Below are 13,420 nucleotides of genomic sequence, written 5' to 3'. Positions count from 1 at the left end.
ACACTCCAAGAGATCAGTCATGAAACTACTGGTAATCGGTTCCGGCGGCCGCGAGCACGCCATGGCCTGGCGCCTGGCGCAGACTTCCGGCCTGCAGAAGGTTTACGTCGCCCCCGGCAACGCCGGCACGGCACGCGAACACGAGCTGGAAAATATCAACATCACCGATCCGGAAGCCCTGGCTGATTTCGCCGAGCAGAACAAGATCCACCTGACGCTGGTCGGCCCCGAGGCCCCGCTGGCTGCCGGCGTGGTCAATGTCTTCCGCGCTCGCGGCCTGAAGATCTTCGGCCCCACCAAGGAAGCCGCCCAGCTCGAATCCTCCAAGGATTTCGCCAAGCGCTTCATGGCCCGTCACAACGTCCCGACGGCCGGCTTCGAGACTTTCTCGGATGCCGCCGCCGCCCACGCCTACATCGACCGGCAGGGTGCCCCCATCGTCATCAAGGCCGACGGCCTGGCTGCCGGCAAGGGCGTCGTCGTCGCCATGAGTCTTGAGGAAGCACACGCCGCCATCGACGACATGCTGTCCGGCAACAAGCTGGGCGATGCCGGCGCGCGCGTCGTCATCGAGGACTTCCTCGACGGCGAGGAAGCCAGCTTCATCGTCATGGTGGACGGCAAGAACGTGCTGGCCCTGGCCTCCAGCCAGGACCACAAACGCATCTTCGACGGCGATCAGGGCCCGAACACCGGCGGCATGGGTGCCTACTCGCCGGCCCCGTGCGTCACGCCTGAAGTGCACGCCAAGGCAATGCGCGAAATCATCCTGCCGACCGTGCGCGGCATGGCCGCCGACGGCATTCCCTTCACCGGCTTCCTCTATGCCGGCCTGATGATCGGCAAGGATGGCTCGGTCAAGACGCTGGAATTCAACTGCCGCATGGGCGACCCGGAAACCCAACCGATCCTGATGCGCCTGAAGTCCGACTTCGTCGACCTCATCGAACACGGCATCGACGGCACGCTCGATCAAGTCGAAGCCGAATGGGACCGCCGCATCGCACTGGGCGTCGTACTCGCCGCCGCCAACTATCCGGACACCCCGAAGAAGGGTGACGTGATCGGCGGCCTGCCCAAGGCCAACAGCTTCGGCGACGACTGCCACGTCTTCCACGCCGGCACCGCCGACAAGGATGGCCAGGTAGTCACCGCCGGTGGTCGCGTGCTCTGCGTCACGGCGCTCGGCGAAAACGTCAAGCTGGCCCAGAAGGCAGCCTATGAAGCCGCCGCCCAGATCGCCTGGGATGGCATGCAGTACCGCAAGGACATCGGCTACCGGGCAATCGGGCGCTGAGCGCGATGAGCGACGACGCAGCGACGAACGCCGCTCGCCGGAAGTATCTGCCGCTGGCCGAGAATACCTACATCGGCGCCTTTCTGGTCGGCGTCGGTTACCACGCGGCCAAATGCGATCTCCCGGTCCCGGTCAGCGCGCTGGTGCAGCAGAGCGGCAACGATCCGTCCACTGGCGACCTGGCGCTCGACCTGGACGGACGCAACTACCTGTTCGAGTTCAAGCGACAGGGAAATTATGACGGATTGGCGAAAGAAGAAGGGAAAAGCCGCCGCCTGTGGGACAAACTCAACGGCGACCTGGTGGCTGAGGCGCTAAGCGGCCTTCCGCCCGAGCGTCTGATTCACATCGCCCGGCAATGCCATGTTTTTTCGCTGGCAGGGGTCGCCTGGGCGCGGCTAAAGCCGCCCCCCTGGGAATTCCAACCTTACCTGGAGCGCTTTCCATCCTCAGCCGATCATGCCTTACCGGCGATCGACGCCCGCGTCGACCTGGCGGATTTCGTCGAGAACCACCTGTTTGCCGCTCCTCAAGACGCACCCGAATCGCCGGCCAGCATGCAAGGCGCCAACGCCGACGATTTCACCGCCTATATCGCTTTCCTGCGCCGGGTCTTCGAGGATGAACAGGGGCAGCTCGGCGGTCTGGTCATCAACATCGACAACGAGGGTCATGTCACCCCGGTCATCTTCGAAAACCTGGCCGACCTGACACCGGGAAAAGGCATGCTGCTGATCGCCTCGGCAGCCACCCTCGAACCGTCTGGCCCCAAACCTGGCTTCAAAACCAGGACGATTTGAGACGCGCGCAATGAGCCCGAGCACCGATATCCTCCCTTATTTCACCAGCCTGCAATCCCGCATTGTCGGCGAACTCGAAGCCTTCGACGGCCAACCCTTCCGTACCGATAGCTGGCAGCGCCCCGAAGGCGGCGGCGGCATATCCCGGCTGATCGAGGAAGGCGATTTCTTCGAGCGCGGCGGCGTCAATTTCTCGCACGTCACCGGTAAATCCCTGCCCGCCTCGGCCACCGCCGTCCGTCCGCAGCTGGCCGGACGCGCCTGGGAGGCCATGGGCGTCTCGCTGGTGCTGCATCCGCGCAATCCGTATTGCCCGACCGCGCACATGAACGTGCGCTGCTTCGTCGCCACCAAGGACGGCGAGGAGCCGGTCTGGTGGTTCGGCGGCGGCATGGACATGACCCCTTACTACGGTCAACGCGAGGATGTGGCGCATTTTCACCGGACCTGTCGCGACGCGCTCGCCCCTTTTGGCGACGCTGTCTATCCGAAATACAAGGCGTGGTGCGACGATTACTTCTTCCTGAAGCACCGCAACGAGCCGCGCGGCGTCGGCGGCGTCTTCTTCGACGACCTCAATGAAGGCGGCTTCGAGCGCTGCTTCAGTCTGACCCAGGCCGTCGGCAATGCCTTCACCGAGGCCTACCTGCCGGTGCTGGCCAAGCGCCGAGACATGCCGTACGGCGAGCGCGAGCGCGATTTCCAGGCCTACCGGCGCGGCCGCTACGTCGAATTCAATCTGGTCTGGGACCGCGGCACGCTGTTTGGCCTGCAGTCCGGAGGGCGTACCGAGTCGATCCTGATGTCGCTGCCGCCCATCGTCAAATGGCGCTACGACTGGAAACCGGAAGCCGGCACGCCGGAAGCCGAGCTATACGAAGTCTTCCTGCAACCGCAGGATTGGCTGAAGGGCGACTGCTGACCGTCGGTCCCGCATCGCTGGCAAGCAAAGGGCGCCTGAGGCGCCCTTTGCTTTTTCGACGACCGGTACGGGCAACCTTTACTTGAGCTTGCCCTTGACCACGCGGACACGTGCCGGGTTATTCACAGTCATCTTGCCGCCCCCGCCGCTGAGATTCCCGCAGGCGCATGCGGCCTTGATATGCGGTACGGAATTGACGACCACCAGGCATTCGAGGCATTCGTAATACACATCGCCCCCGGTCGGGAGCGCATTCGGATCGGGGGCCGGCTCGACCGGATAGAAATTGTAGATTTTTCGCAGATCGATATTCAGCATTTTCCCCTCTCCTCGTCGTGGGCGCGCCTAACTTGCGTTGAGCTGGGCGCTGGCCCTGTAGTGTTTGTTGGCCTCATCGGCCTTGTCGAGTTCGTCGAGCAACTTGGCCAGGGCGAGATGCGCTTCCTGTGTTGCCCTGACCGACAGCGATGCTTCCAGATAGCTTTGCGCCTTGCCCCACAGGCGCTGGCGCTGGCACATCCGGCCCAGGGCGAGGAGCAGTACGGCATCGCCCGGATGGATATGCAGCCAGCCCTCCGCCTTGGCAATGCGGGCAGTCTGCTCGCCGCCCGACAAACGGCCATAGATGGCGGCCAGCTCCGATTGCCAGGCGTCGCCGCCCGGCTTGTCGAGCGCCGCCTCGATCAACTTCTGCGCCTCGCCCTCGGCGTTGAGCGCAGTCAACGCCTTGGCCGCCGCCAACGACACGCGCCGGCCACGCTCCTCTTCCGGCAGGCCGCGCAGGTAAGCAACCAGTTGTCCTTGATCGCTGCGACGCTTGGCAATGTTGGCCAAATGCGCCTGGGTACGGATTTCCACCACCACCTCCGGGGGCAACGCATCGCGCTTGGCCAACTGGCGTACCAGCTTGAGCACGCCGTCCCAGTCGCCGCTCCCCTGACGCGCCCGCAGCTCCAGGCGCAAGGCTGCGATATGCCGCCCCTGCTTGCCTTGCAGACGCCCCAAGGCATCCAGGGCATCGGAGAAGCGGCGTTCCTCGTTGGCCATTTCGGCATCGAGCATCAGGGTGGCCGCCTCGGTCCGCGGATCGTCGGTCCGGGCATGTTCCAGCCAGTACTGCTGCTTTTCCGGTTCGCGCATGCGTTGGGCGGCGCGGGCGGCAATCAATGCCGAAAGACCGGGCGCCGTGCCGGCACCATGCGCTTCGCCGGCCCGCTTCATGGCCTGCCCGAAACGCCCCTCGAAAAGCAGACGCACGGCATCCTGGAACACCTGTCCGGCCTGATCGCGCTGGCGACGGACCCGATAGTCGCGAACCCGCTTCGGCAATCCAAAGGTCGCCAAGGTCACGCGCATCGCCGCGTAGAAGGCCACGAAAAGCCCAAACAGGGCAAGGGCGAACAGATTCAGCGAAACCTCGACGCGCCACGGCGGCACCACTAACAGCAGGTAACCGTCGTTCAGGCGGGCACCCAGGGCGACCGCCACTGCCACCGCGAACAGGGCAACGACCCAGAACAGCCCTCTCACCGCTTGTCCCTGCCCTGGCGCAGGCCACGCAAGGCGGCCTGGGTATCGTTCAAATTCGGAAGCTCGACGTTGATCTCCGCCGCCGACATCTGGCGCAGCGTCGATTGCGCCGAGGCAACCGCCTTGTCATTGGTATCGAAGTACTTGCCCAGCCACTCCTGGGCGACCTTCAATTCGTTGCGGTAGGTCCATTGATCGCGCGAAAACAGCGCCAGACGGGCATTGAGCAGGCGCAGCTTGAGGTTTTCGCGCAGGAAATAGTCCTGACCGGGGGCGAGAAGCGCCGGATCCTCGCGGTCGAAGCGCTGAATGCGGACCAGACCTTTCAGCTCCTGCCAGATCTCGCCGCCGGCGTTCTGCCACCACGGAGCCACGGGTGCTGCTTCCTTCCGGGCTTCCTTCTTCTCCACCGGACGCCCATAGGCGGTCAGGGGGAGCTTGTCGACACCGTGGATCAACTGTTCAAGACGCAGACTGACACCGGGCATATCGACGAAGGGCAGCGCATTCAGGCGCTCGAGATCCTTGGCCAGCGCCTTGCGCAGCGGCAGATGAGCCGGGCGGTCGAGGCGAGCCAAGCGCGCGTCGGCGGTCTGCAAGGCGAGCACCGCAACCGGCACGTTGCCGGCCAGCTGCAATTGCTGCCCGGCCAGGGTGATGGCCTGCTCGACCTCGAGCAAGGTCGCTTCCTCTCGACCGCGGGCGATATCCTGGTTCAGCGCCTTGAGTGCCTCGGTCTGCGCCTGGAATTCGGCGAAGCGGTTCTCAAAGGCGCCCAGCTTGGCCTGCAAGATCTCGAGCTGCTCGCGCGTCAGCTTTTGCGCGCCACGCTCTTCCTTGTGGCCGGTATCGAAATCGCCCAGCTGGCGAGTAACTTCCTGCTGCAGGTCATTCAGCTTCTGGCGGGTTTCGAACCATTGCCAGCCGGCCAGCGCCAAGGCGGCGACGGCAACAGCCAGGCCCAGTCCGAAACGGCCGGAACGACGTGCCGAAAGCGGCTCGGGGGCAGGACTCTGGAGGGGGGGAGTATCGTTATCTGGCATCATTTCGGCCAATTATAAGCACCTAAGCCGGCAAGAATGCCGGCGTCGGCGGCAGCGGTGAGGATAATGTTGCTTAAACCCAAAGCCCGGGCGTTTTCGGCGATCCGGAAATGCGGCACGAACAGCGGAGTGGCTTGCAGGAAAGCGCGGCCTTCGTCATCGAGCCGGTCGACCAGGTAGCGCAAGCCCTCGCTGCTCGACACCGTGAGCGCATCGAGACGCCCCTCCCGCCACGCCGACAGCAGCGGCGCGAGGCCGGCGGATGGCCCGGAGCGGCGGTAACACGTCACGCAATCGACCGTTGCACCGCGCTCGCGCAAGGTATCGGCGAGCAGCTCACGACCACCGTCCCCGCGGAAAATGGCGACGCGGCGCCCGGCGACCCGCTCATCGGCTAATGCGGCGAGTTCGAGCAATGCTTCCGAATCGAAACGCTCAGTCGGCGCAATGCATCCCGTCACGCCATGCGCCGCCAACGCCCTGACCGTTCCCTGGCCGACGGCCGCCGGCAACAGGGTGGTCGGCCAGGAACCGCGCTCGATAATTGCAGGCAGCGCATGGTCGACGGCATTCGGACTGATGAATACGGCCAGCGCATAGTCGGCCAGCCGGTTAACGGCATCGGCCAAGGGCTGTGGGTCGCTCGCCGGGGCGATCTCGAGCAGGGGAAATATCAGCGGATTACCGCCGGCCGCCGCAATGGCCTCGGCCAACGGTGCCGCCTGCGCCTGCGGCCGGGTCACGACGATGGTCCGGCCGGCCAGCGGGCCGCTCGCACTCATTTGCAGTGAGCGAGCTTTTCCAGGATGGCGTCGACACCCTTGGCACGCAGCTCGGCGGCCAGTCGGAGGCCCAGTGCTTCGTCGTCGCCCGCGATTTTGCCAACTTCACCGCGCACTTCGCCGCTGACCATTTCCTGGCCGTCGGCGGTGGCGACGAAACCGCGCAGCCACAGCTGGCCGTTGTCGATCACGGCGTAGCCCCCCAGCGGCACCTGACAGGAGCCGCCGAGCGCACGCGAGAAGGCACGCTCCGCCTTGACGCAGTGGGCCGTCCTGGCATCGTTGAGCGGCGCGACGACGCCGGCCATGGCGGCATCGCCATCGACCAGCTCGATGCCCAGCGCGCCCTGGCCCGGCGCCGGCAGCGACTGCTCCGGCGTCAGCACGGCCTTGATGCGCTCCTTGAGACCCAGACGGATCAGGCCGGCGGCGGCGAGGATGATGGCGTCGTACTCGCCGGCATCCAGCTTGCGCAGGCGGGTATCGAGGTTGCCGCGCAGACTCTTGATGACCAGCTGCGGATATTTGGCGCGCAGCACGGCTTCGCGGCGCAGGCTGGAAGTACCGACGACGGCGCCGGCCGGCAGTTCGTCCAGGCCGGCATACTTGTTCGAGACGAAGGCGTCGCGCGGGTTTTCGCGAGCCGAGATGGCGGCCAGCACGAAGCCTTCCGGCATCACCATCGGCACATCCTTCATCGAATGCACGGCCAGATGGGCCTTGCCTTCCTGCATGGCGACTTCCAGCTCCTTGATGAACAGGCCCTTGCCGCCGATTTCGGCGAGCGGGCGATCAAGAATCTGGTCACCCTTGGTGGTCATGCCTAGAATGACCACTTCGGACCCCGGATTGAGTTCGGACAGGCGGCCTTGGACATGAACGGCCTGCCACATGGCAAGGCGGGATTCGCGGGAGGCAATGACGATTTTGGAAGGAACGGACATGGTGCGTCACTTGGCAGGGCTTTTGGGAGGGCTGATTCTAGCATGCACCCCCGCGACCGCTCTTGATCCATCCGGTATTCCCCCGGCCCGCGACCTGCGCGCCGAATCCGCCGCCGCCGCGAAGGCCGGCATGCCGCTGGTCGTCATCTACAGCCGCGACGACTGCAAATTCTGCAAGGCCGTCAAGCGCGACTACCTGGAGCCCATGAGCCGCCATCCGCGCCACCGCGACCGTCTGGTCATCCGCGAGATCCGCCAGGACAGCGAGCAGGCGCTGATTGCCTTCGGCGGCGAAAAGACCACCCACGCCCGTTTTGCCGCCGACGAAAAGATCAAGCTGGTGCCGGTGGTCGCCTTCTACGGACCGGACGGCCGGCAACTGGCCGAACCCATCGTCGGCGCCCGCCTGCCCGACTTCTACCAAAGCTATCTCGACGATGGCATCGACAACGCCCGCAAGAAATTTGCCCAAAGATGAACGAAACCGACCCGAGCAGCCGCGAAAAGCCCGCCGACCAGCGTCCGGAACACCCGGATTTCTGGTGCAAACGCTTCGGACAGGGAACGACGCCCTGGGATGCCGGTCGCGTGCCCCAGGACCTCGCCGACTTCGCCGCCAGCCAGCCGGCCCCGATGACCACGCTGATTCCCGGCTGCGGCAGCGCCTGGGAAGCCGGATTCCTGGCCAGCCGGCGTTGGCCGGTCACGGCGATCGATTTCTCGCCGGTCGCCATCGACACGGCCCGGAGCGTCCTCGGCGATTCGCCGGTCGACCTCGTCTGTACCGACTTCTTCCAGTGGCAACCCCCGGCACCGCTCGATCTCATCTACGAACGCGCCTTCCTCTGTGCCCTGCCGCGCAAGCTCTGGGACGACTGGGCCCGGCGCATCGCCGAACTGTTGCCGGCCGGCGGACTGCTCGCCGGCTACTTCTTCGTCTGCGACCAACCCAAGGGACCGCCTTTCGGTATCCTGCCGGAACAGCTCGATGCCCTGCTGCAGCCCGCCTTCGAGCGCATCGAGGACCGCCCGGTGGCCGACTCGATCCCCGTCTTTGCCGGACGCGAGCGCTGGCAGGTCTGGAAACGCAAGGGCTGACCGTGGTTTTCGACGTAAACGCCGACCCCGCGCGCCGCTGACATGGCGCAAGCCCCCCGCCGCCTCGGTCGCCGCGTCCGCACGGCGGCAGCCCTCCCCGAACGCACGCCACCGCTGACTGCCTATACGCAGCGAATGAACCGCGTCCTCGACCATATCGACACGCATCTCGACGAGCCACTGGAGATTGCGCCGCTGGCGGAGATCGCCCATTTCTCGCCCTACCACTTCCACCGGATATTTTCCGCCTGGATGGGCGAGACGCTGGGTAACTACGTTCGCCGCCGCCGTCTCGAAATTGCCGCCGCACGACTGGCCGGCCAGCGCCAACATCCGATCCTGCAGATCGCGTTGAGCGTCGGTTTTGCTTCCGGCGAAGCTTTCGCGCGCGCCTTCAAGGCGTACTTCGGGCAAACTCCGAGCGCCTGGCGGGCGACCACCGCCGAGCGCTGGAACAGCGAACTGCTGCACGTCCGCCGCCGGAGCAATCCCGATCAGGTCCTGCGCAAGCCGGATCAGGATGCCCATGGCGAAGAGGATGACAATACCGAGACCTCCAACCCCTCGTTTCCGGAGTTCGGCATGCAAGTCACCCTATCCACCCTGCCCCCGGCCCGCGTCGCCTACCTGCGGCACATCGGCCCCTATGGCCCGTCGATCGCAGCCTTCTGGCAACAGCAGTTCCTGCCCTGGATGCGCGCCAACGCGCTTGAAGGGCGCCCTAGTTACGGCATCGGCCACGACGATCCGGGGATCACCGCCCTGGACAACTGCCGTTACGATGCCTGCGTCGAGATTCCCGACGACTTCCACCCGCGCGGACAAGCCGGCGTCGCCCTGCTGCCCGGCGGACGTTACGCATTGGCCGCCTACCGCGGCGACGGCCCGGGCATCGGCAGGGCCTGGACCGAATTCCTGCGCGACTGGCTGCCCGGCAGCGGCCTGCAGATCGATAGCCGCCCGTTCTTCGAGCATTACCCGGTGGATGCCGAATACGATCCGGCGACCGGGATTTTTTCCTGCCAACTCTGCATTCCGGTCAAGCCGCTCTAGCTTCCCGGCGGCGCGTCAGGCGCCGCCAGCCGATCACCGCACCGCTGAGGCTGATCAGGAAACCCAGCAGGCTGGCCGCAATGAGCAGCACATCCCACAGCGGGCGGTTCTCGAGCAGGAAGCGCCAGTCCCAGCTGTGCAGGAAGGCGAACAGGATGCGCTGTACCCGGCGATGGGCATCCAGGCGCTGGACGACGCGGCCGCTGGCCGGATCAAGGTAGAGCCAGGTTCCGGCCGGGTCGTCGAAACGCAGGCGCAGTACAGGCAGCGGCCGCTCCAGGTGGCCACCCATGGTGTGCTCGGCCCGCGCGAAGTAATGCCAGTCGTATTCGCACTGCAGCGATTCGTCGACCAGCCGTGCATGGGGCAGCATCGCCCGCCCCGCCGCGCCGAGCAGCGGCAGCGAATGACCGGACGACACCGCGCCGTCCGCTTGCCAGCCGATCAGGCGCTGCCCGCCTTGCGCGTCATACGAAACCGCATACAGCTGCCCGGCCAGCGGCTGCCAGAGCAATTCGACACTCCGCTGCCTGGCTTCGCCGAACCGACGCAAGGCCGCGGCCGGGGCCAGTCCGGTGAAATCCTTCGCCAGCAGCGACGACTGATGCAAGGCCGGTGCCCCCGAGTCGAAGATGCGCCACGGATTCATCGAGAACAAGCCGCTAAGCATCCAGGTCAGAACGAAAACACCGCCGACCAGACCACACCAGTGGTGCCAGCGCATAACGGCCGAGCGGTAAGGCGTATGGCGGCCATTGGCGTAGGCGGCTCGTCGCCAGCGCCAGACCCCGATCAGGATGCCGCACAAAGCAAGCAGCGAACCGGCCAGGCTGCTGTAGATGACGATGTCGCTCCAGGCAAAATCGACACTGCCGCCGCGTAAGGGATAGACCCAGTGTAGCCATGCACCGATCCAGCCCCAGGTGCGTTCGACCGGGCTGACGTCGCGGACGACTTCACCCGATGCGGACGAAACGTAATACAGCCCCCCGACGTCATCGGCCACGCGATGCAACGGGCGGTGCCCGGCCAGTGCCTTGGAATGCGTCCACGCGTCCTCGGCCAGTGCGCCTTCGTAAGCCAGCCTCCGGCCCGGCGCGAAGGGTGCAGCCGAACGCAAGGCCTGCGCCGCATCAACGTTTGCCAATACCCCGCCATGCACGGCATCGACCGTCAGATAGCGCTGCCCCGGCAGGGTCGCTACGTAAACGGCTCGGTCGCCGATGCTGGTCAGCCGCAACGACTGGATACGGCTGCCTTCACCGGCCAGCGCAAATACCCGCTCCGGCGGCACCGGGCAGCAAGCCTCGACCAGTATCGGCAAAGCGCCCAGGCGCTCACCCGGGGTCAACTTGGGATAGCCGACATACATCATGACCACCCCGGAGACAAACCAGAGCGCAAGCAGCCAGCACAGGGCGATACCCAACCAGCGATGCGCCAGGAAAGCCCAGCGTTTCACCGGCCATCCTCCGCGCAGCCAGGGTTTCGACGACCGCCGCTGCCGCGCACCGACTCAGAAGCGGGCATGAATCGACAGATCGACGGTGCGCGGCGCCCCCAGGTAGGCCAAGGTGCCGGTTCCATTCAGGAACTCGGAATAGATCTTGTCGGTCAGGTTACGGGCGCGCAGGGTCAGCGTTGTATTCCGATCAAGCTTGTACGATGCGAATGCGCCGAACAAGTTGTAGCTGCCTTCGCTGATCGTGTTGGCGCTATCGGCGAAGCGAGCGCCGACGTGACGCACGTCACCGCCGACCTGCAGATTGGTCAACGGCGACCAGGTCAGCCAGAGATTACCGACCTGGCGGGGCGTGTTCGTCGGCTGGTAGCCTGCACGTGAGACCGCGACGCCGCCCACGCTTTCCGTAAAGTCGTCGTAGCGCGCCTTGACCAGACCGTAGTTGCCGGCCAGCTGCACGCCGGGCATCACCCGCCAGGAAGCGCTCAACTCGATACCGCGCGAGGTCTGCTGGCCGACCGGCAGCGTCGTTGCCGGCTGGCTCGGGTTGGCCACGGCAAAATTGTTGCGCGTGATTTCATAGACGGCGAAGGTCGCCGTCCCCTTACGCTCGTCGAAAAACAACTTGCTGCCGGCCTCTATTTGCTTGCCGGTGGTCAGCTCAAAATCCCGTACCTGGCCGAAGGTTGCCGTGCTCAACACCCCGGCCGGCGGATCAGCCGCCGTACTGTACTGGACGTAGGCGCTGGCATTCGGCGTGACATCGTAGTTCAGCGCCAGGCGGCCGGTGAGCGGCGTATAGCGGCGCGCGAAGTAGGCCGGATTGCTGGCGCTCGCGGCCAGGTGGTTGGTCACCTCGAGATCGATGCGTTCCTGGCGCAAGCCGCTCAACACGGACAGGGCGGGGGTCAGGAAGGTGCGATTCTCGAGGAAGATAGCGAACGTCGTCACCTCGTTGGTGCGATTGGGCGTAAAGCCGGGCGTCATGCCAGGCAGGCTGAAGAAGCCCTCGGTGTTGAAGGCATACGGATCGACGTTGCCAAACGGCCCGCTCACCGAGCGCGGGAAGCGCGTCTGCTTGTTGATGCTGTAGTCGACACCACCGGCCCAGTTGCTCTTCAGCGAACCCAAGGGCTGATCGAGCGAGAATTCGAGGCGATTACCGTTGACCTGCTGGTCGTGGCGCTGCAACAGGGCTTCCTTGCGGCTGACCAGCGTGTTGGTCGCGTTGAATTCGTAAACTTCGACGTTGCGATAGTCGCGCAGGGCATCGTAATGATAGAACGTGTTGCGCAGGCTGAGCTTGTCCGACGCGCGGTAATCGACGATCGAGCGTGCCCAGCGGACGGTTTGCTCGTAGATGCCGTCATTCGCGTTGTAGTTCTTGAAACGCGTCCCCTCGTCGATGGCGATCCGGCCGCCGAGCGGCTTGAGCACCGGCGTTCCCCAGTACGGACGATCGACCGTTTCCTTCTGGTACTCGAGCGCCAGGGTATGGCTCAGCCCGGGCGCCAGGTCGACCAGCCACGAACCGGCCAGTTGCACGGCCTCGCGCTCGGTGTGGTCGCTCCAGGCGCCCCCCGTGTTGCGGCTGACATCCAGGCGCAGCACGTTGCTGTCGCCCAGTTTCCGGTTGAAACCTGCCGCCATCTGCAGCGCGTTGTAGCTACCGACACCGAGGCGCGCTTCGGAAAAATCGCCCTCGCGACTGGCCAGCTTGGTGACGTAATTGATCGACCCGCCGATGGCGCCGGCACCGAACAGAAAGCTGGACGGGCCGCCGATGGCCTCAACGCGATCATAGATCCAGCTATCGACCGGCCGCGCCGCGATCACGTCGTACTGCACGGTGATGCCGTTGAACAACTGGGTCACACTCCCTGAGGTGAAGCCCCGGTAGAACACCTGGCCGGGGCTGCCCGGAGCCGACGACGCCGTCACCCCGGGAATGCCCTTGATGATGTCCTGCGTATTCTCCGCCCCCCGCGCCTCGATCAATTCGCGGTCGATGACGGTCACCGAGGCCGGCGTGTCCTTGACGCTGAGCTCGAGCCGGCTCCCGGTCGTCGATTTCCGGGCCAGCCCGGCCGGGTCGCCGCCGAGGCTGTCGCGCACCACGACATCGGCCAAGGTCGGTACCTTGCCCTCCCCCTCGGCCCAAGCCGGCATCGCAGCCAAGGCCAACACGGCCAGCGCCAGCGGGCGCATGGAAAAAAACGGCGGGGCTGCGGCATGCATTGCTGTATTCATTGATCTATCCAGTTCGATGGTTCCCCCGACCGGGGCAAGGGCGCGAATACTACGTTCGTCAGACCCGCACTCTACTTGTGGCACATCAAAAATACGCACCATTTTGGTGCGTCATATTGTCACACCCCCGTCCGGTCAGGCTTTCAGCGCCGCCTTGCCTTCGCGCACGAAAATTTGTCGGGAACAGGCGACATCTTTTTTTGCCTGCACTGTCTCCCTACCCGCCAGCTCCATCGTTA

13 protein-coding genes are annotated in these 13,420 nt (G+C 65.1%); 6 read left to right on the top strand and 7 right to left on the bottom strand.

What is annotated here, in order from left to right:
• Positions 1 to 19: 19 nt before the first annotated feature.
• From purD to hemF, 3 genes are read left to right on the top strand one after another with little or no spacing between them, the layout of a single operon-like run.
• Positions 20 to 1,297: a phosphoribosylamine--glycine ligase gene (purD, locus tag F1002_RS15175; protein WP_150429888.1), complete on the top strand. Its 1,278-nt coding sequence runs from the start codon at positions 20 to 22 to the stop codon at positions 1,295 to 1,297.
• Between the two features lie 5 nt (positions 1,298 to 1,302).
• Positions 1,303 to 2,097, top strand: a complete 795-nt coding sequence (locus F1002_RS15170) for a hypothetical protein (RefSeq protein ID WP_150429887.1) — start codon at positions 1,303 to 1,305, stop codon at positions 2,095 to 2,097.
• A 10-nt stretch (positions 2,098 to 2,107) separates the two neighbouring features.
• Positions 2,108 to 3,019 (top strand): oxygen-dependent coproporphyrinogen oxidase, encoded by a 912-nt coding sequence (hemF, locus tag F1002_RS15165; protein ID WP_150429886.1) that lies wholly within the window; start codon positions 2,108 to 2,110, stop codon positions 3,017 to 3,019.
• Between the two features lie 78 nt (positions 3,020 to 3,097).
• Here hemF and F1002_RS15160 read toward each other — a convergent pair whose 3' ends face one another.
• From F1002_RS15160 to hemC, 5 genes are read right to left on the bottom strand one after another with little or no spacing between them, the layout of a single operon-like run.
• Complete coding sequence (locus F1002_RS15160) at positions 3,098 to 3,337, bottom strand: hypothetical protein (RefSeq protein ID WP_150429885.1); 240 nt, start codon at positions 3,335 to 3,337, stop codon at positions 3,098 to 3,100.
• Between the two features lie 27 nt (positions 3,338 to 3,364).
• The gene (locus F1002_RS15155) at positions 3,365 to 4,549 is read right to left on the bottom strand and encodes a heme biosynthesis protein HemY (protein ID WP_191090426.1); all 1,185 of its coding nucleotides are present in this window, start codon (positions 4,547 to 4,549) and stop codon (positions 3,365 to 3,367) included.
• A complete protein-coding gene (locus tag F1002_RS15150) occupies positions 4,546 to 5,595 on the bottom strand; it encodes a uroporphyrinogen-III C-methyltransferase (RefSeq protein ID WP_150429883.1) in 1,050 nt (349 codons plus the stop codon). Before F1002_RS15150 ends, F1002_RS15155 begins: the two co-directional genes overlap by 4 nt.
• Positions 5,592 to 6,374: a uroporphyrinogen-III synthase gene (locus tag F1002_RS15145; protein WP_150429882.1), complete on the bottom strand. Its 783-nt coding sequence runs from the start codon at positions 6,372 to 6,374 to the stop codon at positions 5,592 to 5,594. The genes F1002_RS15150 and F1002_RS15145 overlap by 4 nt, the downstream gene beginning before the upstream one ends.
• Complete coding sequence (hemC, locus tag F1002_RS15140) at positions 6,371 to 7,318, bottom strand: hydroxymethylbilane synthase (protein WP_150429881.1); 948 nt, start codon at positions 7,316 to 7,318, stop codon at positions 6,371 to 6,373. Before hemC ends, F1002_RS15145 begins: the two co-directional genes overlap by 4 nt.
• Here hemC and F1002_RS15135 point away from each other — a divergent pair.
• Genes F1002_RS15135 through F1002_RS15125 form a run of 3 tightly spaced genes read left to right on the top strand, consistent with a single transcriptional unit; the run spans position 7,317 to position 9,469 of the window.
• Positions 7,317 to 7,796, top strand: coding sequence for a thioredoxin family protein (locus F1002_RS15135; protein ID WP_191090425.1), 480 nt, complete (start codon positions 7,317 to 7,319; stop codon positions 7,794 to 7,796). The two genes, hemC and F1002_RS15135, sit on opposite strands and share 2 nt — an antisense overlap.
• The gene (locus F1002_RS15130; RefSeq protein WP_150429879.1) at positions 7,793 to 8,416 is read left to right on the top strand and encodes a methyltransferase domain-containing protein; all 624 of its coding nucleotides are present in this window, start codon (positions 7,793 to 7,795) and stop codon (positions 8,414 to 8,416) included. The genes F1002_RS15135 and F1002_RS15130 overlap by 4 nt, the downstream gene beginning before the upstream one ends.
• Positions 8,417 to 8,458: 42 nt before the next feature.
• Complete coding sequence (locus F1002_RS15125) at positions 8,459 to 9,469, top strand: GyrI-like domain-containing protein (protein ID WP_150429878.1); 1,011 nt, start codon at positions 8,459 to 8,461, stop codon at positions 9,467 to 9,469.
• Here the strand turns inward: F1002_RS15125 and F1002_RS15120 are convergent.
• Together F1002_RS15120 and F1002_RS15115 are read right to left on the bottom strand one after the other, a co-directional pair.
• The gene (locus F1002_RS15120) at positions 9,456 to 10,931 is read right to left on the bottom strand and encodes a PepSY domain-containing protein (RefSeq protein ID WP_150429877.1); all 1,476 of its coding nucleotides are present in this window, start codon (positions 10,929 to 10,931) and stop codon (positions 9,456 to 9,458) included. The two genes, F1002_RS15125 and F1002_RS15120, sit on opposite strands and share 14 nt — an antisense overlap.
• A 54-nt stretch (positions 10,932 to 10,985) precedes the next feature.
• Positions 10,986 to 13,181 (bottom strand): TonB-dependent siderophore receptor, encoded by a 2,196-nt coding sequence (locus F1002_RS15115; RefSeq protein WP_223879626.1) that lies wholly within the window; start codon positions 13,179 to 13,181, stop codon positions 10,986 to 10,988.
• Positions 13,182 to 13,420: the final 239 nt, after the last annotated feature.

It is taken from the genome of Dechloromonas sp. CZR5 (genome assembly GCF_008711155.1).
Taxonomy (GTDB): Bacteria; Pseudomonadota; Gammaproteobacteria; order Burkholderiales; family Rhodocyclaceae; genus Azonexus.
The sequence above is the reverse complement of the archived record's forward strand: the minus strand, read 5'-3'. Positions and strand labels throughout refer to the sequence as shown.